The organism is Paenibacillus sp. CFBP13512, from assembly GCF_005233705.1.
Classification (GTDB): Bacteria; Bacillota; Bacilli; order Paenibacillales; family Paenibacillaceae; genus Saccharibacillus; species Saccharibacillus nuruki.
On the sequence record NZ_QGAD01000022.1, the window covers coordinates 1 to 20476 of the forward strand.

Here is a 20476-nt window from a genome sequence, read left to right on the forward strand (position 1 = left end):
GACCGTTAAGCCCTCCAGCGCCGATGGTACTTGGACCGCAGGGTCCTGGGAGAGTAGGACGTTGCCAAGCAACGAGAAAGACCCAAAGAGTGATTCCTGTTTACAGGAGTCGCTCTTTTTTTGCTTTGTTTTTATAGATTTTGTTTGTTTTCATAGATCTCTAATAATAGGTAAGGCAGACTAGAACTCCAATAGCATCTATACCCTTTGGTTTTAGAGGATGGGTAGAGAGATATAACATGGATTCCAACGGCAACGGGTTAGGGCAATCTCTTCTCTGTATCGATATGTAGATGTAGAGGATTTAATTTCTGAGAAAGAGCATAAGGTTTGAGTATAAGGGGCTTAGGAAAGATTGTATGGGCTGTATCTGGATTGGGGTATAGATAGTATTTTGGTTATGATTAGATTAAACAGGGTGTAAGGTTAGATCAAGATGACCATTATTCTTCTTATACTTTCTATAGATAGCACATATAGAAGAAATCCTTATATGAATTTCTATACAAGTTCAATGCTGCCAATGCTGTGATCGTATGTATTAAATCTATTAGATCCTTTTCTATATAGAATCTAATAAAGTAGCTTCAAGAAAAGAGCAGCTATAAGTTTTAAAATTACTTATGCTAAGATTACTTATCTTCAGGCTTCTTATTCCTCTGTTTGAAATTCAGAACGGTACCGTCATAATTCTGCAATAGAATACACTATCATATAAGTATGTCTAGGTAGTATAGGTGTCTACTTCTGGGCTAGAGGCTTTTGTTGGCAGTGTAAGATCATGACTTTCTTGCTGTATGTGTTTATTACTTTACATAATTATAAAGCGAGCAAAGAGTGTAGAATGAATGATATTTTCATAAGATGGGGTACAAGCAAATAGATAGAATCAAAGTTAGAGCTTAAGAACAGTTATATTTTGTATACGTTTTGATTAGGCAAAGAATAAGTCAGTGAGATGGATCATTTCTTGTTATGACTACATGATGTTATATTTCTTCATGTATCTTTGGATCTTCATCTATATAAATACATAAATAAGCTATAGATTATAAGATATTGTATCTTAATCTTAGTGAAGTGTAACTGTTTTGTTACAGAAGTTGTTGTAACAAATAGTATACTGATATAAGTATTAGATAGTTCTAAAGTCACGATAGCGAAAAAAAGTGATTTCGTTTTATATAGGAAAATTTAATTTGAAGTCATAGAGCGTAATTAAGTATATTTATTATTAACAGAATGTATAATTATACAGTATGCGAATTTGATTGTTGATTATACCTTATATATTCACAAATATATGAACATGATGAATTCTATCTTTATTTAGGAGGACGATGTGATGTGGTGGAAGAACAAGCATCGGATATGGAATGTATTATTATTGGGAGTTCTTTGGGGAGCATTAGTAGGTTGTTCGCAAGCTAATATTTCTTGGACTCATTATCAGGGTGCTTTTGTAGAGTCTAGTTTTCCTATTCCAGAAGAAGTGAAGGATATGGATACTGTTATTAATAATAGGCAAATGAATTATGTACGTTATAAGCTTCCAGGAATAGAAGCATCTACATTACCAGACCTGTATTTACAAGAAATTAAAAATTGGGGTTGGAAACAACAACAAGAGAATATAGATGAAGAGCAGACTAACTTTGTTTTTGTACAAGGTAATCGTACACTACAATTAGTATTACAGAATAATTATTTGACTGTTATTGTACCTGATAAAAGTTCGAGAGCACCTATTGCTGAAGCTACGATCAATCCTTAGCATTTGACTAGTGAAGTAGATGGAAAGCCCAAAATTAATACAGAGAACAGAGAACAGAGAACAGAGAACAGAGAACAGAGAACAGAGAACAGAGAACAGAGAACAGAGAACAGAGAACAGAAGTTAAAATTATAAAATAAAAATCGGTTATCTTCTGCATTTAGAAAGATACCGATTTTTTGTTGTATTGACTTATTTTATGAACGTGTTGTACTTGCTTGTTTAATAGAGTTTTTAGATATTTTGTTAATGGAGTCAATGCAGTTTACTTTTACTGGCTTATTTGTTTGTAGAGTTCAGTAATAGATTAGAAATTAATTAGAGTAGATAAAATAGCGGGTATTATGCTGTAATTGCTAGCAATATAGTCATTACCGTTAATAATGAGTGAGTAGTGAGTAGTGAGTAGTGAGTAGTGAGTAGTGAGTAGTGAGTAGTGAGTAGTGAGTAGTGAGTAGTGAGTAGTTATGAGAGTACTCTATTTAAGAAGTACTCCCTTAATTTTGATATAATAGTCTAGTTATACTGTTGGAAGTCGAATTATTGGATATAATAAGATACTTCTTCTTTTGTTAATTTAATAATGCCATCTTTGCGTTTACGGAATAAACGAAGCAAGATGATTAAACGGGGTAAGCAAAACCAAATATGCCACATAACTAAAGAAATTGAAAAGTTGACTGGGAGCCACATACATAAAACAGCAGCAAAGCATAACCCGATCCACGTTGTATGTAATAACACTCTGCGGAATGTAGAATAGCCCATAAATTGATCAGGCAGATAACCGATCCATGGAAATTGAATTTGAAATTTCCATCGTTTGCGTAAATGATTGACCGTCATAATCAATACAGAACGAGAAATAACATATTGAATCCATAATACTAATGGAAAAGAAAGCACCCAAAAACCAAAACTAGACCATGAGAAGTAATACAGTTCAATCGCTAATGTTAGAATAGGTATAAGTAAATATATTAAATTCCAGACTCTGGTCACTGGCCATTTTTTGATGAGTTGGTATTGATAAAAAGTTGCATTTTGTTGAGCTTCTGCTACCATCCGGTGCGACCCTCCTTGTATTGTATTATTGTTATCATTTGGTAGTGGTATTTAACTTTTGATCTTCATATTTTCCACGAGAAGTAGTCTGTATCCAATCGCTAGTTGTTACCCTTATATCGGTTAAATATGTACCTTTTGAAATACACGTACTCAGATTATAAGTACCTAGCATATATCATAAGTTAGTTTGAGACGATATCTGTTATTTTGATTATAATAAGAATAGGGAACAATACACAATAAATATTATAGGAATGACTATATGACTAATCAATGGATAGCTTCTACAACCAAATTATGCAAAGCACCTTTGTACAATGCTTTGACTCATTACGCTGGTTCAGATCAGCGTAGCTTTCATGTGCCTGGACATAAAAATGGTATGATCTATACGGATGTGCTCAAACCAATCATAGGAAATGATTTATTTAGCTCTATATTACAACTGGATGTTACCGAAATTAGTGGTACCGACGATCTTCATCATCCTGAGGGTGTTATTCAAGAAGCTCAGCAGTTGGCTGCCCAATGTTTTGGAGCTGAAGAAAGCCATTTTCTTGTAGGTGGTAGCACAGTTGGTAATCTAGCTCTTATTTTAACAGTATGTAGTCATCCAGGGGATATTATTATTGTACAACGTAATGTACATAAATCGATATTACATGGATTAATGATGGCAGGAGCTAAGGCAGTCTTTTTAACACCGGAGTTAGATCAAGCAAGCGGTCTGGCTGTAATTCCAAATCTAGAAAGTATTGAAGTAGCGTTGAAGCAATATCCGACTGCCAAAGCTGTTCTACTTTCTTCGCCCAATTACTATGGTATGGGCAAAGACTTGAGTGGAATTGCTGACGCTTGTCATCGCTATCAGATACCTTTGCTAGTTGATGAAGCTCATGGAGCACATTATAGCCAGCATCATCGTTTCCCTATCAGTGCGTTAGCAGCAGGTGCAGATGGTGTTGTTCAATCTACTCACAAAATGTTGGCGGCAATGACTATGAGTGCGATGCTACATGTGCAGGGGGATTTGATTGCTCGTTCTTTATTAAAGCAACGGTTGACGATGGTTCAGAGTTCAAGTCCTTCCTATCCGTTGATGGCTTCTCTGGATCTAAGTCGTTATTTATTAGATTGTTATGGAGAGCAAATTTTCACAACTGGATTAGAAGCTCGAGATCATTTTATGGATAAATTGACGGAAAACAAAAGATTCGATTATTTATCTTTTTCAGATGAGAGATATACACAAGATCCTTTTAAAGTGGTGATCTATGATCTGGAAGGGTATTTGTCTGGTGAAGTCTTGCAAGAGCGGTTAGAGCACTATGGTTGTGTACCTGAGATGAGTGATGATCGGTATGTTGTGCTCGTATTTAGTCTGGGTTCGACATTGGAAGATAGTCTGCGCTTGTTAGATGCTCTTCATCAGATCGCTCAAGAGCCACTCACAGTTAGTGTAGAAGATCATCAATTAAACGTGGAAGAAGATACGAATCAAGCTACAATAGAGCGTACACGATCTTCTGAGGGCAATGAGGATGACCATTTGTCAAAAAAGATGAGTTCAGTGACTTCATTTCACTTTAATGCGGATAGTGCAGATCAGAAAAGTAATGATCATACAGAACAGCATAGGGATCAAGTAACAAATCAAGGCAAATCTATCAATCTTGATAAAGATCAATCTAATGAGCAAAACAAGTACAATATATCAGAGCCTATTTTGTTTACAATGACACCTATTGATGAAGAAAATGTAGAGGTAGTATCTCTAGAACAAGCAGAAGGACGTATATGTGCAGAAATGGTGATTCCCTACCCTCCCGGTATTCCCATTTTGTATGCAGGAGAAATCATACATTCTTCTGTATATGATAGACTGTTAACATTACGAAGCCATCATCACAAAATACAAGGCACTGCTGATTCTACATTGAATACATTGCGTGTCTATAAATAGATGTCTACCGAGCAGTAGTCTACAGAAAGCAGGAATAAGAATGAAGGCAAAAGGTTTATTTATTGTATTAGAAGGTATGGATGGTAGCGGTAAAACGAGTCAGCTTGAACATATTAAACGTTATCTTAATGAACAACAGATTGATTTTTTATCGACTCGTGAACCGGGGGGAATCTCTGTATCTGAACAAATTCGTGAAGTTATTTTGAATGTTGATAATGATATGAGTGGATTAACAGAGTGTCTATTATATGCAAGTGCTAGAAGAGAACATTTAATTCAAAAAGTGATTCCAGCGCTTCAGGCAGGAAGAATCGTTATCTGTGATCGGTATGTGATGTCTTCTTTGGCTTATCAAGGGTATGGACGTGAACTGGGCAAAGCTGTACTCGATATTAATCAATTAGCGATAGATGTAGAGGGTCAGCAGTATTGGGCAGATATGAATATCTATATTGATGTTAAGCCTGAAGTAGGATTAGAGCGCATTATGTCTAAGTCTGGTGAACGAGAAGTCAATCGTCTGGATCTGGAAGCATTGGAATTTCATCATCGAGTACATCAAGGATATATGGAACTATCTGAACAACACGCAGAACGGTTTGTTATGATCAATGGTGAGCAAGATGAACAGCATGTTTTTAACGATATTAAGCAAGTATTGGATACATTAATTCAGCAGTATCATGTATAAGAATAAGGAATATGCTTCTTATTCAGGGTAGTCGGTTACAATATGGATAAAGAGTAAATAGAGGTATTATGCTTATCGATGTCGAATACAAAAAGCAGGGCTTGGTGCCTTACAGATCTGTAAAAGGAGGGCTATTATAATGAAACTGATTATTGCGATCGTGCAAGATAAAGATAGTAACCGTCTATCAGGCGAATTGGTAAAAGCTAATTTTCGGGCAACAAAACTAGCCAGTACAGGCGGATTTTTACGTGCTGGAAATACAACATTTATGATTGGTGTTGATGATAGCCAGATCGAAGCTGTTATGGAAGTCATTCGTAATAGTTGTAAGATTCGTGAACAGCTGGTTACACCAGTTACTCCAATGAGCGGTACAACAGATTCGTATCTTCCATTGCCAGTGGAAGTACAAGTAGGTGGCGCTACTGTATTCGTAATGCCTGTTGAGCGATTTGAACATTTCTAAAAAAGAATTTGATTTTATTTTAAAAAATACGCAAAAATCAGTACATCTTTAAACATAATTAAATAATAAAGAGTATAATTAAGAAACAAACAGAGGATCGGTTACGTTATTGGGAACCGGTCCGTCTTTATTATCTGCTGTAAATCTGTGATCGTTCGTTGTATCGATACGTAAAAATTGAACTTTTTTTCATTTTACTATTCGTAAATCAGTGAATATGAACGATACTAATTAATAACGACTCTGTTTAGCGACTGCTAATTGATATATACACTATCCGGCATATATAAAGAAGATCTGCCTATAAGTAGAAGTTCAATGCCAGCAAAGAAAGGAAGAAAATAATGAAAATTAACCCCGGTTATCCTCCATTAAAAAGTAACCCTATCGTATCCGATTCTCCCAATAGAGTAGTACAACAACGGAATTTCTCGGATGTGCTTCAAAATAATAGTGCTCAAGCGACACATGATGATATTCAGCGTCAATTTAAAGAGATTCAAATGCAGGGTGACCGGCTTGCAAAATCGATGACACTACGTGAACTTAAAGCGTATCAAATGTTGGTTAAACGCTTTTTGGAAGATACCGTGCGTCGCGGTGTCAAAGTAAAAGAAACGCAAAGCTTCGATCGTCGGGGTCGTGGTAAAAAGTATAAATTGTTAGATGAAGTAGATTCTATGTTGATGAATATGGCAGAAGAATTGCTTCAAAGTGAAGAAGGACGAATCGAGTTATTGCAACGGATGGGTGAAATTCGAGGTATGCTTATTAACTTTTTATATTAATATATTAAGTATAGATCTTGAAGTGAGCTGTTCAGTAAGGAGGCACCATGTCTTTTCAAGAAATTGTCGGGCAAGATATTGCTAAGCAGATGTTACAAAATGGTCTGCGTAATCAAAAGATTTCTCATGCGTATTTGTTTAGTGGACCAGCAGGTAGCGGTCAGATGAAGATGGCGAATAGCTTTGCCAAAGCATTAGTCTGTATTCATAAAGGCGACGAAGCCTGTGGAGAGTGCATACAGTGTCGCAAGATGGAACATGGTAATCATCCTGATTTTCATGTGATTGAACCAGATGGATCTTCAATCAAAATTGAGCAAATCCGCGATATTCAGCGGATTTTTTCGTATCGTTCAGAATCGGGTAACCGTAAAATATATATTATCAAAGATGCAGATAAAATGACGATACAAGCGTCCAATAGTCTGTTAAAATTCTTGGAAGAACCGCCAGCACCTGCTGTAGCTATTTTGCTCACAGAAAATGCACAGTCGGTATTGCCTACGATTCGTTCCCGTACTCAACCTATAGTATTTACGCCACCAGATCCTCAAAAAATGGCTCAAATCTTAGGAGATGAAGGCTTTCCAATGCCTTTAGTACGATGCGTTGTTCATATTGCGTCTGATCTGGAGGAATGCCGAGAATTGCTAGCACAGAATTGGTTTGCAGAAATCAGAAACGTAATGTTACAATTAGGGAAGGAATCCGCAGGTAGAGGGAGTATGAGCCTTATTACTGCTCAGCAAAAGCTGTTTAAAGGCGGACTTGGAGATCATATTGAGCACGTATTTGATCTTTTCCACTTATGGTTTAAGGATATCATTCATATCCAGATTGGAAGGCACGAGAGTATCGTTTTTATAGATCAGTTAGAGTCTCTCTCCAAGGTGGCTACCACTCGTGATATGCAGCATTGGATATCGTGTATGTCGCTTGCTGCAGAGTGTAAGAAAATGCTTCGTTCTCATGTGAATCCACAGTTATGCATGGAGCAATTTCTTATAGGCGTTAGCGGTTGAAGGAGCTTCATCACAGACCGGACAGTGTATAACATCATGCCGAGTGCACAAAGCTTTAAACAAACGCACATTTTTTGAATACGTCATGTCAGGTGAGAATAAGAAGTAATTCTTCATATCGGAATTTTTGCCGTAGAGTTGAAAAACGGTATTGGCAAATGAGGGGGCTTATCTTTTGTATAGTGTAGTAGGAGTCCGCTTTAAAAAAGCGGGTAAAATATATTATTTCGATCCGTTAGACTTTCCAGTTGAAAGTGAACAACACGTTATTGTAGAAACTGCACGTGGGATTGAATATGGTAAAGTAGTGATTGGTAAAAAAGAAGTCAATGAATCTGATGTCGTTCTTCCTTTGAAAAAAGTGATTCGGATTGCAGAAGATCATGATGCTCAAGTAGTAGAAGAAAATCGGATCGCAGCTAAAAATGCTTTCACAACCTGTCTTAACAAAATCAGAGAGCATGAATTGAAAATGAAGTTGGTCGATGTAGAATTTACATTTGATCGTAATAAGATTATTTTCTATTTTACAGCTGAAGGTCGAGTCGATTTTCGAGAACTGGTTAAAGATCTAGCCAGTATCTTCCGTACACGTATCGAACTACGCCAGATTGGTGTACGTGATGAAGCTAAAATGCTAGGTGGTATAGGTCCTTGTGGACGTATTCTATGCTGTTCTTCCTGGTTAGGAGACTTTGAGCCAGTATCGATCAAAATGGCTAAAGATCAAAGCTTGTCCTTGAATCCAACCAAGATTTCTGGATTGTGTGGACGTCTAATGTGTTGTCTTAAATTCGAGCACGATAATTATGAGAGCGTGAAGGAAGAGCTTCCGGCTATCGGTAAATTTGTCGTCACTTCGCTAGGCGATGGTAAAGTGGTGGGTATCAATGCCGGTTCGCGTACTGTACATGTTCAGATTTTTGACATCAGTAAAGTCAAAGAACTGCCATTGGATGACGTGGTCGTGAAGTAAACCCGATCAAGGCTGCTTTTGAGGTGGGAACTTGGAGAAGAAAAATCTTTTTACACACATTCACGAATTGGAAACACAGATGGATCATATGCATGGAGATATGGGTAAAATGAAGCAAGCTGTGAAAGAACTGTTAGAAGAGAATCAACGCTTGAGTACCGAAAATGAACAGTTGCGCAGAGTTTTGAAAAAAGAGGTTCCTGTTATTGAGCCTAAATCTGTTGGCACCTATTCGTCTAAATTGTATTCAGACTTACCTGATCTAGAAGTCGTTGGAGAAGGTTATGATAATCTAGCACGTATTTATCACGAAGGCTTCCATATCTGTAATGTGTATTATGGACATTTGCGTACAGAAGGCGATTGCTTGTTCTGCCTTTCTTTTTTGAATAAATCTGAATAGTAGCATTATCCAAACCGCGGACAGCATTATGCCGCGGTTTTTATATAGTGTAATCATAATGTAGTATCATTTCTAAACAAAGCAGGATAAGAAAGGAAATACCATGAACGAACAACCCCTTCTGGCAGATGAGCGTATTGATGATCTGCTTACGTATGACCTTAAAATTATTCAAAGTCGAGAAGTGTTCAGCTTTTCGATGGATGCTGTACTGCTGGCACGGTTTGCCAGTATTCCTAAGCGTGGTAAAATAATTGATCTTTGTACTGGCAATGGGGTAATACCTATTCTGTTATCGACACGGACAAATGCTAGTATTGAAGGTGTGGAAATTCAAGAGCGCTTAGCAGATATGGCGATGCGTAGTGTAACCATGAATAATTTACAAGAACAGGTGAAGATTCGCGTACAAGACCTCAAAGATATGCCACTTGCAGGTGAACGAGAAGCTTATGATGCTGTAACCGTTAACCCTCCTTATGCTCCTGTAACAGGAAGCGATATGAAGTTAAATATTCATCATGCGATGGCAAGACATGAGATTGGTTGTACGTTAGAAGATGTGATTCAAACGTCTGCCAAGCTTCTTCGCAATGGTGGTAAACTGTCTATGGTTCATCGCCCGCACCGGTTAGCCGACATTATTATTTTGATGCGTCAATATGGAGTAGAACCGAAGCGTATTCGATTTGTACATCCTCGTCAACATATGGAAGCGAATATGGTGTTAGTTGAAGGATTACGTGGAGGTAAGCCAGAAATGCGTATGCTACCACCACTTATCGTATATGATGAACATGAACAATATACACCTGATCTCAAAGCTGTCTATTACGGGTTAAAGGAGTCACTATGAGCATACAGATTCAAAAAAGTTTTGCTAAAGGAGAGTCTGCTGTTCTTCATGAAGGGGCAGGCACTTTGTATTTAGTTGCAACACCGATTGGTAACTTAGAAGATATGACGTATCGAGCTGTACGGACATTACAGGAATGCGATATTATTGCTGCTGAAGATACAAGGCAGACTCGCAAATTGCTAACTCATTTCGATATTACACCAGGCAAATTACTGAGTTATCATGAGCATAATAAAAAAGCCAGCGGACCGGAGTTAATTCGCCTTATTATAGAAGGAAGTAGTCTGGCGCTTGTGAGTGATGCTGGATTGCCTGCTATATCTGACCCAGGGCAAGAATTAGTGAAGTTAGCACTGGAGCAACAAATTGCTGTGGTTCCTATTCCTGGAGCGAATGCAGCACTGTCTGCTTTGATTGCTTCTGGATTATCGACAGATCGGTTTACGTTTATTGGATTTTTGCCTAGAGATCATAAAGGTCAAGAAGAAGTACTGGGTAGTGTGAAGTATGGAGCAGGTACATTGCTGTTATACGAGTCTCCACACCGAATTATCAAAACATTAACAGCGATTGCACATCATTTAGGCAATCGTAATGTGGTATTAGCACGTGAGCTGACAAAGCGTCATGAAGAATGGACACGTGGTAGTGTAGAAGAAGTACTGGAATGGTTAGAATCGCATCCACCGATTGGTGAATACTGTGTTGTAATCGAGGGACAATCTATCATCGAAGCCAAAGCTGAAGCCAGCGAATGGTGGCAACAAATGACGATAGAAGAGCATGTGATCCATTACGAAAATAAAGAGAATATTTCACGTAAAGATGCAATGAAAAAAACAGCAAAAGATCGTGAAATCTCTAAACGTGATGTATATCAAGTGTTATTAAATGAAGAAGAGTAAGACGCATATGAGTGGTTACGAAAGAGCTTGCTTGGTAAATACATTTATAATAGAAGAAACTCGTTAAATAGATGAGTTTTTAACAAAAATAATGAAGAAAATAAGCGTGAAAATAGAGGAATCTTGATCTGTTCGAGGTTCCTTTTTGATGTGCACATTGGAAGTGCTATGCAAAAGGAAGTATAATGAAAGATAAGCCTTTTTTGAAAACCAAAAGAAAGCAAAAAAATACCTTTACCCAGACAAAATGCTGAGTAAAGGTTCAAGGAGATATTAAAAAGGTTAGAATTAATAAGTTGATAGTTCTAGTATAACCTATTTTATTTATTTTGTCACAGGGACAGGAATTTCGGAAATACACTCATTACAAACGATTTTTCCTTTAAAATAAGTTACATTTTCAGCGTTACCACAGAAAATACAAGCAGGCTCGTATTTTTTAAGCATAATGCGCTCGCCATCAACGTAGATTTCCAAAGCGTCTTTTTCTCCGATACCTAGTGTACGGCGAAGTTCGATAGGAATTACTACGCGGCCCAATTCGTCTACTTTTCTTACAATACCAGTTGATTTCATCATTACTGATCAATCCTCTCAAATTTAAATATATTAGTTGTTATTGTTTTGTTTGATGTGCTAACATTCGACAAATTTCTATGTTTTATGATATTCATAATACCAACGTTTCCCAAATCAGTCAACCTATAATTTAAGAAAAATACAGTTTTTTTCACTTTTTTTTGAAAAAATATTTTTATATAGCGGTATTATCAAGTATTATAGGGTTAAAATTATTTTGTCGATTTGGAAATTCGTAGCTTGTATATACCGACAACATTCGACAATATCGTCGAAAAAACTATTTTTAATTTTAAATAGTTAGGGTTTATTGATAGAAGGAGGAATTTATTTTGAAGCCTGTACAACCTTTAGGAGAAGAAAAAGTATTTAAAGATCCTGTACATAATTATATCCACGTGCAAGATCGTTTAATCTGGACTTTGATTAATACACCTGAATTTCAAAGATTACGTCGTATAAGACAATTGGGAACTTCCTATTTAACTTTTCATGGAGCAGAGCATAGCCGTTTCTCACATTCATTAGGTGTATATGAAATTACACGTCGCATTATTTCTCAATTTGAACGTGGTGGTTTTGAAGATTGGCCACGTGAAGAAAGTCTGGTGGCATTATGTGCCGCTTTATTACACGATTTGGGTCATGGACCTTTTTCTCATTCTATAGAAGAAGCTTTTGATATGGATCATGAAGAATGGACGTGTCGTATCCTACTTGGAGATACCGAAGTGAATCGGGTATTGGAAGAAGCAGAGAGTGGTCTTGCTGAACGAGTCGCTTCTGTTATTCGCAAAGATTATGAGAAAAAGATCGTTGTGAATCTGGTATCGAGTCCGTTAGATGCGGATCGGATGGATTATTTGTTACGGGATGCTTATTTTACAGGAGTTAATTATGGAACGATCGATGTTGATCGTATTTTGCGGATGCTTCGTCCTCACAATGGACGCGTCGTTGTCAAAGAATCAGGTATGCATGCGATCGAAGATTATCTTATGGCACGTTATCAGATGTACTGGCAAGTGTATTTTCATCCAGTGACTCGAAGTTCAGATATTGTATTAAAACAAATTTTCCGTCGTGCCAAAGAATTGTTCGATGAAGGATTTGATTTTAAATTTTTGCCGTATCCTTTACCCGAGTTATTCAAAGGTGATATTCAAGTTGGTGATTATTTATTGCTAGATGAAGCATTAGTACAGACAGCATTTATGCAATGGACAAGGGAAGACGATGATATTTTGTCAGATGTATGTCATCGTTTTATGCAGCGTAAGTTGTATAAATATGTAGAGACAGATCTAATTGATAAGCAGACAATTAGCAGTATACGTAGCGAATTTGCTAGAGTAGGATTGCATCCTGATTATGATCTAGAAATCGATTTTCCCACCGATCTTCCTTATGATGTATTTCGTCCAGGTGATCCTAAAAAAGAAAAACAAATTCTATTATTAGATCGTCAAAACCGAATCCAAGAAATATCAGAAGTATCGGATATTGTACGTTCAATTAGTGGGATTCATCGCGGTCGATATCATCTGTATTATCCGCAAGATAAGTTAGAGAAAGTTATTCATCAATTATCCGAAGAAGTGGCAGCGATATTTGAAAACAAAATTAATCCGCCACAGATGGAATTTGAAATATAAGATTAGCGAAAAAAGAACGAGAAACAGAGAAGGAGTGAGAAAATTATATGTTATTTGATACACATACTCATTTGGATTCGATCGAATTTGCCGATGATCGTAAAGAAGTGATTGAGCGTGCTTATGCACAAGGGGTAACCCGAATGATCAATGTGGGATTCAACCGTGAAACGATTCCCACCACGATGGAATTAGTCGAAAGTTATGAATTTATATATGCGGCTATTGGCTGGCATCCTGTAGATGCGATTCATATGCAACCTGGAGATCTGGAATGGATCGAATCGCTATGCAAACATGAAAAAGTAGTAGCGATTGGTGAAATTGGTCTGGATTATCACTGGGATACTTCACCGAAAGAAGTACAGCATAAAGTATTACGTGAACAAATCGGTCTAGCACGTTCGATTAATATGCCGATTGTTATCCATAATCGTGATGCTCATGAAGATATTGTTAAGATTTTGCGCGAAGAAAAAGCACATGAAGTTGGAGGGGTTATGCACTCCTTTTCAGGTAGCTGGGAAACGGCTAAAATGTGTCTCGATATGGGCTTTCATTTATCGTTTGGAGGACCGATTACTTTCAAAAATGCGAAGCAACCTAAAGAGGTGTTACAACAGGTTCCAATGGACCGTCTTTTGCTTGAAACAGACTCCCCATTTTTGACACCACATCCTTATCGTGGAAAACGAAATGAGTCCGGTTATGTGACACTTGTAGCAGAAGCTGCTGCTGCGCTAAAAGGGGTATCACTGGAAGAAATTAGTACAATTACAACTAAAAATGCACTGGAACGATTTGGCATTCGGTGAAAAAGAGAGTAAATCACGCAAAAAACAGCGTTAAACGGATATATGAATAAATTATAACCAAAAAACAGAAGAATATGACAACTTTTTAACCATTTATTCAGAAAAACGTGCTTGCTGGTCGCTTTACATGAGGGTTGGGTTCGGGATATTATTTCATCAGTGATTTAATCTTGCTGTTATTACGCAAGATTCCATGATTCGGTCTCGCTGAGTTTCCTGCATAGGAAAACGGGGGAACCAACATATGTCTTCAAGCCATTATTATCAGAATACCGAAGTCATTATGTATGATTCCTTTTACAGGGTCTACGGGGTGAATTGGAGGTACTCGCGCCATGAGCGGAGGAGCCTTCAAAGGGCAAGAAATATGATGTGTCCGAATCCGACAGCTAACCCCGTAAGCGATGCAGAGGCAACCTCGTATTTTCTAACGTTTTCCGAACTGTATTTAGATACGTCGGAAGCCAAGGAAAAGTTGCTTTGCTCTTTTCCAGAGGCTTCTTTTGTTTTGGGCTAAACGAAAAGATTCAGAGAATACGATATTTGAAATTTGATCTTTCAGATATTAGGTGTGTCCCTTAGACTGACCATGGCGCAGGCATTTTTGAACATCACGAAAGATTATCACACAGATTTGGTAATCTTATGCTTACGATCAGCCTGTGAAAATTCTGTTATATAGTCGCGTCATATACAATTACGTCACAGCTAGACGGCGAGACTATGAAGGAGGACGGAAGAAGTGGCAATTGCTCCTTTCGAAAAAACCCATGGTTCGCGCTCATCCAGCATGTCTTACGCGCTGAGTTGGAAGCAACAAAACCTACGCTATGTATTGTGGGCTGCATTATTAGTGATCGCTCTTGCAGCGATGCTATTGTCCCTACTTTATAATCAAGCGGGTAAAAATATTTCTGTAGTCATTGACGGCAAAGCACAAACCGTGGAAACACGTAAATTGATGCTTTCTCAACTGCTTGATGAAAATCAAATTAAAGTGGCACCACAAGATAAAGTATCTATGCCTATGAATGGCGCGCTTCAGGATGGGGACAAAGTTTATATTAACCATGCGGTTGCAGTAAACATTACGGCAGATGGTGGAACCAAGAAAATTTATACCACCTCTAAAACAGTTGGTAACACATTGGAGCAGGCTGGGTTAACACTGTCAGGTGAAGATCAATTAACACCTGCGATGGAATCTTCAGTTCATGACAATATGGATATCAAGATTGTGCGTACCAAATCATTTGTAGCGAAAAAAGTAGTCAAGATTCCATATCAAACGGTTAAAAAAACCGATGGTTCCATGCTTGAAGGTAAAACCAAGTTAGTGCAAGGCGGTCAAACAGGTAAAGTGGTTCAATACATCGAGAAAGTATACGAAGATGGAGAATTCGTCTCCAAACGTATGGTTAATAAAAAAACAACCGCAAAAGTAAAAGATAAGATTGTAGCTATTGGTACCAAAAAAGAGGAGCCTAAACTTCTCGCAGCTGCTTCTTCTAGTGGAGGATCAAGTAATAGTACTTCCAAAGCAGGTGTAGATTTCTCTTATGCGAAAGTACTGAACAATGTATCTCTAACTGCTTATTCGTCTCAAGAACCTGGTCTAGGTACAGTGACTGCTTCGGGAGCACGTGTAACAGAAGGTCGTACGATTGCAGTCGATACGAGTGTCATTCCTATGGGATGGTGGGTATACATTGAAGGCATTGGCTTCCGCCGTGCTGAAGATACCGGTAGTGCTATTAACGGTAATAAAATCGACGTGTATATAGACAGCTTGAGCCAAGCGAGAGCATTTGGACGCAAATCCGGTTACACTGTATATGTAATTGGCCCGGTTAAACCCTAGAGAGGGTGTTGATTGGGATAGCACCATTGCTTAAGCCCAGTCATCTGTTATATGATATAAATAATATTAACTATGAGCGTGCATAAAGAAAACAAAAAGAAGAGGATAAATCCTCTTCTTTTTGTTCTGTTAAGATGAATATCGAACAGATTATCTTATCATTTAGAGAGTGAAGGGAAGCGTACAATCAACGTGATTAAAGAAGTGATTGTTGTGGAAGGACGAGACGATACCGTAGCGATTAAAAGAGCTGTAGACGCAGATACGATCGAGACAGGCGGCTCAGCTATAGGTGCTCATGTGATTCGTCGTGTAAAATTAGCTCAAGAACGACGCGGTGTAATTATATTAACTGATCCTGATTTTGCAGGTGAACGGATACGTAAGATCGTAGCGCAGAAAGTCCCTGGATGTAAGCATGCTTTTATCCCTGAAAGTGAAGCTACGCTCAAAGGTGATATTGGTGTCGAAAATGCTTCTCCAGAAGCTATTCGTGAAGCGTTGGCGCGTGTACACTCTGAGATGCCAGAAGCGGAAGTTCTGATCGATTGGGAAGATCTGATCATGACAGGACTTGTGATGCAACCTGATGCTGCGGAGCGACGAATGAAAATGGGCAATCTGCTCGGCATAGGTTATGGCAATGGAAAGCAGTTCCATAAACGTTTACGTATTTTTGGAATTAGCCGTGAAGAGTTTGCAACAGCACTCTCACAAATGGAAGCGGAGGAAGAACAATAATATGGATGAACGATTAGAAATAGCCACACCCAAACGCACCAAAGAAATTATTAATAAATATGGATTCTCGTTTAAAAAAAGCTTAGGTCAGAACTTTTTGATCGATTCCAATATTTTGAACAAAATTGTAGAAGCAGCTGAATTAACGCCTGAAAATGGAGCATTAGAGATTGGACCCGGAATCGGTGCATTAACCGAGCGTCTAGCTCAAGAAGCAGGTGCAGTCACAGCAGTTGAGATTGACCGTCGCTTGATTCCGATTTTGAAAGAAGTCTTAGAGCCTTATCCTCATGCTAAAGTACGTCATGATGATGTGCTCAAAGTCGATTTGCATCAATTGTTCCGTGAAGACTTCAGTGAAGTTGAAAAAGTCAGTGTGGTGGCTAACTTACCCTACTACGTCACTACACCTATTGTGATGAAGTTGTTAGAAGAACGTTTACCGTTAGACAATATCGTCGTTATGATTCAAAAAGAAGTCGCTCAGCGCATGGCAGCCCCTCCTGGAGGCAAAGACTACGGAAGTCTTAGTATTGCTGTTCAATACTATTGCGTGCCTGAATTGATCTGTATCGTCCCTAAAACGGTATTTATCCCGCAACCGAATGTAGAATCTGCTGTCATTCGCTTGAAACTAAGGGATCGTCCGGCAGTTGAAGTCGAAGATGAAGCGTACTTCTTTGAATTAATGCAATCTTGTTTTGTACAGCGTCGCAAAACAATCGCCAATAACTTGCGTAGCCGTTATTTTGAAGGTGGCGATCGTACACAATTAGAGCAACTTTTGGCAGAAGCAGGAATCGAACCTTCTAGACGTGGAGAGACACTTAGTTTGCAAGAATACGCAACTTTGAGCAGTGTATTTTTGAGAGCAGGTATCCGTTGAAAAAATTCGTTGACAAGATAAAATTAATACTGCTATAATTTAATGTTCATTTGACAAACACTCTTTTCTTTGATATAATGAAGAGGGAAAGAGGTGGTTGTAGTCAATGGCTAACAATGCGCTTTTGGAAATCAAACGTAGTCTTGATGCTCATGTAGGGCACAAAATTACGTTACGTGCTAATGGTGGTCGTAAGAAGACCATCGAACGAACCGGAGTTTTGGAAGAGACCTACCCTTCTGTTTTTATTGTCAAGCTCGCTGAAGAGCATCAGACATTTGAACGTGTGTCTTACAGCTATGCCGATATATTGACAGATTCTGTGGAAGTCACCGTCTGTGATGACGATTGTCAGACACGAATCGAATATGTTGGGAATTGAATAACTGTTTTAGTATAAGACAGTCTTTATCTCCTTTCGGGGTAGAGACTGTTTTGTTTTGTGACTATATTTGATCTACATGAACGGAACCCGATACCCATATAATAGACTTTGTACGTCATTTTTTTTATAATATGGATTATTCGTAATGATAAGCACAGGAACCCGTACGCAGCGTATCAAATCGTTCGGATGGAATGTTGAGGGTGGAGGAACAGCATGAAGATATATGAAAAAGCGCCAGCAAAAATCAACCTGATGCTGGATGTGTTACATAAAAGACCGGATGGGTATCATGAGGTCGAGATGATCATGACAATGGTGGATCTAGCCGATCGCCTAACGATCACTGAATTGTCTCGAGATACGATCCAAATTTCTAGTCAAGCAGGATATATTCCTTTAGACGAGAAAAATCTGGCTTTTCAAGCTGCTCAAAAAATTAAAGCAAAATATAATATTAAGCAAGGCGTACATATTCATATCGATAAGCAGATTCCAGTTGCGGCTGGTCTAGCTGGAGGTAGCAGTGATGCTGCAGCAGCGCTTAGAGGATTGAATCGTCTCTGGAACCTCCAGATTCCCCATGAAGACATGATGGAGCTAGGTGCTTCTATTGGCTCTGATGTTCCTTTCTGCATCACAGGGGGGACAGCACTCGCTACAGGACGTGGAGAGCTACTTACTCCACTGACCAGTCCACCAGATTGCTGGGTTGTGTTAGCGAAGCCACCTATTAACGTGTCTACTGCCGATGTATACGGACGGTTTCGTGCAGATAAGATCGCTAAGCATCCTTCTGCTCTAGAAATGCAAAAAGCGTTAGAAAACAAATCTTTTGATGAGATTTGTCATCAACTGGGTAACGTGTTGGAAGATGTTACTCTGACTCATTATCCGCAAGTTCAACAGCTCAAGCAGGCAATGATTCAGTTGGGAGCCGATGGTGTGCTTATGTCAGGAAGTGGACCCACTGTATTCGGATTGATCTCGCGCGAGTCCAAAGTAGCTCGTGTCTATAATGGATTACGTGGATTTTGCAAAGAAGTCTATGCTGTGCGGATATTAACTTAAATGATTTCAAATCGCAGTCTTTTTAACTCTAAATGGTGCTCGATGATAAGCCATAAGAGAAAAAGATTGCGATTTTCTTTTACAAACACGTACAAAAATGTTATATTCACTTTAATTATTCGGATTTAGGGTATAAAATGTCAATATTTTGTAGATAGCGAGGCGTTATGGTGAAAAAATTAAAGAGAAGCGCGCGGTTAGTTGAATTAACTCAATATTTAACTTCACGACCACATACGCTGATTCCATTAACCACTTTCGCTGATCGATACGGAGCGGCCAAATCATCGATTAGTGAGGATCTGACCATTATTAAAGAAGTTTTTGAAGAAGATGGTACGGGAGAATTATTAACACTTGCAGGAGCAGCAGGCGGAGTGAAATATATTCCAAAGCTGGCGAAAGAAAAAGCATTTTCATTTATGGAAGAAATCTGCGGTCAATTAGGACAACCGGATCGTCTGCTTCCAGGTAACTATATTTATATGTCTGATCTGTTAGGGCAACCTGCGATTTTGAATGAAGTAGGTAAGATTTTTGCTTCAGCTTTTGCAGATACGCCGATCGATGTCATTATGACAGTAGAAACCAAAGGAATTCCTTTGGCTCATGCTACAGGTACGCAATTGAATCTGCCGGTTGTACTGGTACGCCGGGATCATCAGATGACAGAAGGATCTGCGGTAAGTATTAACTATGTATCAGGTTCACACAAGAGTCTGCATACGATGACATTGTCACGCCGGGCACTTAAAGAAAAATCACGTGTATTGATTATCGATGATTTTATGAAAGCTGGCGGTACTATTCAAGGTATGGTTGATCTTTTAGGAGAATTTAATGCAACAGTTGCTGGAGTCGGGGTGCTTTTAGAATCTGGTTCTGTCGACACAGATGATCGTCTGTGGGCAGATTATGTGTCACTTGCGAAAGTAACTGATATTGATCCTAAAAACAAAAAAATTACGGTGCAACCTGGGAACTACTTTGAAAATGATCCTAATTAAGCTTTTCTGCCGATAATTTTCATTTTCGTAATGAGAACGAATATCATCAAAATCAGGTGAAAACGGTAGAAATCGAGCCTAAAGATAAATAAAATAAAAAAATATACAATTAATTTGGAGAAAAAAGAAGGAATTTGACTTCCATGTGTGGAATTACACAACCAAGTCTTGAATAGACAAAGGTGGTGAACACATATGGAAATAACGGATGTAAGACTCCGCCGAGTAAATTCCGAAGGCAGAATGAAAGCAATCGCATCCATCACAATTGATAGCGAATTTGTCGTTCATGACATTCGTGTAATTGATGGTAACAATGGAATGTTTGTTGCAATGCCAAGCAAACGGACACCTGATGGCGAGTTTCGCGACATCGCACATCCTATTTCTTCTGGAACTCGCGAGAAGATTCAGTTAGCTGTATTAGCTGAATATGAACGTGCAGGATTGGAAGAAGAAGCGATTGAAGAAGTGATTGAAGAAGGTGCTTAACGTTTACTTATTGGGGTTTGAAAGAAAAGGGAGCCACAGGGAGCTACATTGTGGCTCCCTTTT

The 20476-nt window shown here is 38.4% G+C and carries 21 protein-coding genes and 1 riboswitch; of the genes, 19 read left to right on the forward strand and 2 right to left on the reverse strand.

What is annotated here, in order from left to right:
* Positions 1–1345: 1345 nt before the first annotated feature.
* Positions 1346–1774: a hypothetical protein gene (locus tag PaeCFBP13512_RS20640; RefSeq protein WP_137225662.1), complete on the forward strand. Its 429-nt coding sequence runs from the start codon at positions 1346–1348 to the stop codon at positions 1772–1774.
* A 540-nt stretch (positions 1775–2314) separates the two neighbouring features.
* On the opposite strand, the gene PaeCFBP13512_RS20645 is transcribed toward PaeCFBP13512_RS20640, so the two are convergent.
* Positions 2315–2839 carry a hypothetical protein gene (locus tag PaeCFBP13512_RS20645; RefSeq protein WP_069326052.1) on the reverse strand — a complete coding sequence of 175 codons (525 nt, stop codon included), beginning with the start codon at positions 2837–2839 and terminating at the stop codon, positions 2315–2317.
* Between the two features lie 265 nt (positions 2840–3104).
* Between PaeCFBP13512_RS20645 and PaeCFBP13512_RS20650 the strand changes: the two genes are divergently transcribed.
* The 9 genes from PaeCFBP13512_RS20650 to rsmI all read left to right on the forward strand — a co-directional run bounded on the left by PaeCFBP13512_RS20650 (position 3105) and on the right by rsmI (position 10921).
* Positions 3105–4805, forward strand: a complete 1701-nt coding sequence (locus tag PaeCFBP13512_RS20650) for an aminotransferase class I/II-fold pyridoxal phosphate-dependent enzyme (protein WP_137225664.1) — start codon at positions 3105–3107, stop codon at positions 4803–4805.
* Between the two features lie 40 nt (positions 4806–4845).
* Positions 4846–5499 (forward strand): dTMP kinase, encoded by a 654-nt coding sequence (gene tmk, locus PaeCFBP13512_RS20655; protein ID WP_137225666.1) that lies wholly within the window; start codon positions 4846–4848, stop codon positions 5497–5499.
* A gap of 139 nt (positions 5500–5638) precedes the next feature.
* Positions 5639–5968, forward strand: a complete 330-nt coding sequence (locus tag PaeCFBP13512_RS20660) for a cyclic-di-AMP receptor (protein WP_069326055.1) — start codon at positions 5639–5641, stop codon at positions 5966–5968.
* A 344-nt stretch (positions 5969–6312) separates the two neighbouring features.
* Complete coding sequence (locus PaeCFBP13512_RS20665) at positions 6313–6756, forward strand: YaaR family protein (RefSeq protein WP_069326056.1); 444 nt, start codon at positions 6313–6315, stop codon at positions 6754–6756.
* Between the two features lie 47 nt (positions 6757–6803).
* Positions 6804–7778, forward strand: a complete 975-nt coding sequence (holB, locus tag PaeCFBP13512_RS20670; protein ID WP_069326057.1) for a DNA polymerase III subunit delta' — start codon at positions 6804–6806, stop codon at positions 7776–7778.
* 175 nt (positions 7779–7953) lie between these two features.
* A complete protein-coding gene (locus PaeCFBP13512_RS20675) occupies positions 7954–8754 on the forward strand; it encodes a PSP1 domain-containing protein (protein ID WP_069326058.1) in 801 nt (266 codons plus the stop codon).
* A 31-nt stretch (positions 8755–8785) separates the two neighbouring features.
* Positions 8786–9157 carry a DNA replication initiation control protein YabA gene (gene yabA, locus PaeCFBP13512_RS20680; protein WP_137225667.1) on the forward strand — a complete coding sequence of 124 codons (372 nt, stop codon included), beginning with the start codon at positions 8786–8788 and terminating at the stop codon, positions 9155–9157.
* 103 nt (positions 9158–9260) lie between these two features.
* Positions 9261–10013: a tRNA1(Val) (adenine(37)-N6)-methyltransferase gene (locus tag PaeCFBP13512_RS20685; RefSeq protein ID WP_137225669.1), complete on the forward strand. Its 753-nt coding sequence runs from the start codon at positions 9261–9263 to the stop codon at positions 10011–10013.
* Positions 10010–10921, forward strand: coding sequence for a 16S rRNA (cytidine(1402)-2'-O)-methyltransferase (gene rsmI, locus PaeCFBP13512_RS20690; protein ID WP_137225671.1), 912 nt, complete (start codon positions 10010–10012; stop codon positions 10919–10921). The genes PaeCFBP13512_RS20685 and rsmI overlap by 4 nt, the downstream gene beginning before the upstream one ends.
* A gap of 324 nt (positions 10922–11245) precedes the next feature.
* Here rsmI and PaeCFBP13512_RS20695 read toward each other — a convergent pair whose 3' ends face one another.
* Positions 11246–11500, reverse strand: coding sequence for an AbrB/MazE/SpoVT family DNA-binding domain-containing protein (locus PaeCFBP13512_RS20695; protein ID WP_017815545.1), 255 nt, complete (start codon positions 11498–11500; stop codon positions 11246–11248).
* Between the two features lie 332 nt (positions 11501–11832).
* Between PaeCFBP13512_RS20695 and PaeCFBP13512_RS20700 the strand changes: the two genes are divergently transcribed.
* From PaeCFBP13512_RS20700 to spoVG, 9 genes are all read left to right on the forward strand, one after another.
* The gene (locus tag PaeCFBP13512_RS20700; protein ID WP_137225673.1) at positions 11833–13155 is read left to right on the forward strand and encodes an HD domain-containing protein; all 1323 of its coding nucleotides are present in this window, start codon (positions 11833–11835) and stop codon (positions 13153–13155) included.
* A 47-nt stretch (positions 13156–13202) separates the two neighbouring features.
* Positions 13203–13970 carry a TatD family hydrolase gene (locus tag PaeCFBP13512_RS20705; protein ID WP_069326063.1) on the forward strand — a complete coding sequence of 256 codons (768 nt, stop codon included), beginning with the start codon at positions 13203–13205 and terminating at the stop codon, positions 13968–13970.
* A gap of 195 nt (positions 13971–14165) precedes the next feature.
* Positions 14166–14389: riboswitch (cyclic di-AMP (ydaO/yuaA leader) on the forward strand.
* A 323-nt stretch (positions 14390–14712) separates the two neighbouring features.
* The gene (locus PaeCFBP13512_RS20710; RefSeq protein WP_441343342.1) at positions 14713–15831 is read left to right on the forward strand and encodes a ubiquitin-like domain-containing protein; all 1119 of its coding nucleotides are present in this window, start codon (positions 14713–14715) and stop codon (positions 15829–15831) included.
* Positions 15832–16023: 192 nt separating this feature from the next.
* Entirely contained in the window at positions 16024–16572 is a 549-nt protein-coding gene (gene rnmV / locus PaeCFBP13512_RS20715) for a ribonuclease M5 (RefSeq protein WP_069326064.1), read from the forward strand.
* A gap of 1 nt (position 16573) precedes the next feature.
* A complete protein-coding gene (gene rsmA / locus PaeCFBP13512_RS20720; RefSeq protein WP_069326065.1) occupies positions 16574–17458 on the forward strand; it encodes a 16S rRNA (adenine(1518)-N(6)/adenine(1519)-N(6))-dimethyltransferase RsmA in 885 nt (294 codons plus the stop codon).
* 106 nt (positions 17459–17564) lie between these two features.
* Complete coding sequence (veg, locus tag PaeCFBP13512_RS20725) at positions 17565–17840, forward strand: biofilm formation stimulator Veg (RefSeq protein ID WP_069326066.1); 276 nt, start codon at positions 17565–17567, stop codon at positions 17838–17840.
* A gap of 219 nt (positions 17841–18059) precedes the next feature.
* Positions 18060–18914: a 4-(cytidine 5'-diphospho)-2-C-methyl-D-erythritol kinase gene (gene ispE / locus PaeCFBP13512_RS20730; protein WP_069326067.1), complete on the forward strand. Its 855-nt coding sequence runs from the start codon at positions 18060–18062 to the stop codon at positions 18912–18914.
* Between the two features lie 170 nt (positions 18915–19084).
* On the forward strand, positions 19085–19921 hold the full coding sequence (purR, locus tag PaeCFBP13512_RS20735; RefSeq protein WP_137225675.1) for a pur operon repressor: 837 nt from the start codon (positions 19085–19087) through the stop codon (positions 19919–19921).
* 195 nt (positions 19922–20116) lie between these two features.
* Positions 20117–20413 carry a septation regulator SpoVG gene (gene spoVG / locus PaeCFBP13512_RS20740; protein WP_069326069.1) on the forward strand — a complete coding sequence of 99 codons (297 nt, stop codon included), beginning with the start codon at positions 20117–20119 and terminating at the stop codon, positions 20411–20413.
* The last annotated feature ends 63 nt before the right edge of the window (positions 20414–20476 follow it).

What these genes read in the sequence shown, in the direction of transcription:
- PaeCFBP13512_RS20640 (WP_137225662.1), top strand. Translation starts at nt 1,346, where the DNA reads ATGTGGTGGAAGAACAAGCATCGGATATGGAATGTATTATTATTGGGA.
- PaeCFBP13512_RS20645 (WP_069326052.1), bottom strand. Translation starts at nt 2,839, where the DNA reads ATGGTAGCAGAAGCTCAACAAAATGCAACTTTTTATCAATACCAACTC.
- PaeCFBP13512_RS20650 (WP_137225664.1), top strand. Translation starts at nt 3,105, where the DNA reads ATGACTAATCAATGGATAGCTTCTACAACCAAATTATGCAAAGCACCT.
- tmk (WP_137225666.1), top strand. Translation starts at nt 4,846, where the DNA reads ATGAAGGCAAAAGGTTTATTTATTGTATTAGAAGGTATGGATGGTAGC.
- PaeCFBP13512_RS20660 (WP_069326055.1), top strand. Translation starts at nt 5,639, where the DNA reads ATGAAACTGATTATTGCGATCGTGCAAGATAAAGATAGTAACCGTCTA.
- PaeCFBP13512_RS20665 (WP_069326056.1), top strand. Translation starts at nt 6,313, where the DNA reads ATGAAAATTAACCCCGGTTATCCTCCATTAAAAAGTAACCCTATCGTA.
- holB (WP_069326057.1), top strand. Translation starts at nt 6,804, where the DNA reads ATGTCTTTTCAAGAAATTGTCGGGCAAGATATTGCTAAGCAGATGTTA.
- PaeCFBP13512_RS20685 (WP_137225669.1), top strand. Translation starts at nt 9,261, where the DNA reads ATGAACGAACAACCCCTTCTGGCAGATGAGCGTATTGATGATCTGCTT.
- rsmI (WP_137225671.1), top strand. Translation starts at nt 10,010, where the DNA reads ATGAGCATACAGATTCAAAAAAGTTTTGCTAAAGGAGAGTCTGCTGTT.
- PaeCFBP13512_RS20695 (WP_017815545.1), bottom strand. Translation starts at nt 11,500, where the DNA reads ATGATGAAATCAACTGGTATTGTAAGAAAAGTAGACGAATTGGGCCGC.
- PaeCFBP13512_RS20705 (WP_069326063.1), top strand. Translation starts at nt 13,203, where the DNA reads ATGTTATTTGATACACATACTCATTTGGATTCGATCGAATTTGCCGAT.
- rsmA (WP_069326065.1), top strand. Translation starts at nt 16,574, where the DNA reads ATGGATGAACGATTAGAAATAGCCACACCCAAACGCACCAAAGAAATT.
- veg (WP_069326066.1), top strand. Translation starts at nt 17,565, where the DNA reads ATGGCTAACAATGCGCTTTTGGAAATCAAACGTAGTCTTGATGCTCAT.
- ispE (WP_069326067.1), top strand. Translation starts at nt 18,060, where the DNA reads ATGAAGATATATGAAAAAGCGCCAGCAAAAATCAACCTGATGCTGGAT.
- spoVG (WP_069326069.1), top strand. Translation starts at nt 20,117, where the DNA reads ATGGAAATAACGGATGTAAGACTCCGCCGAGTAAATTCCGAAGGCAGA.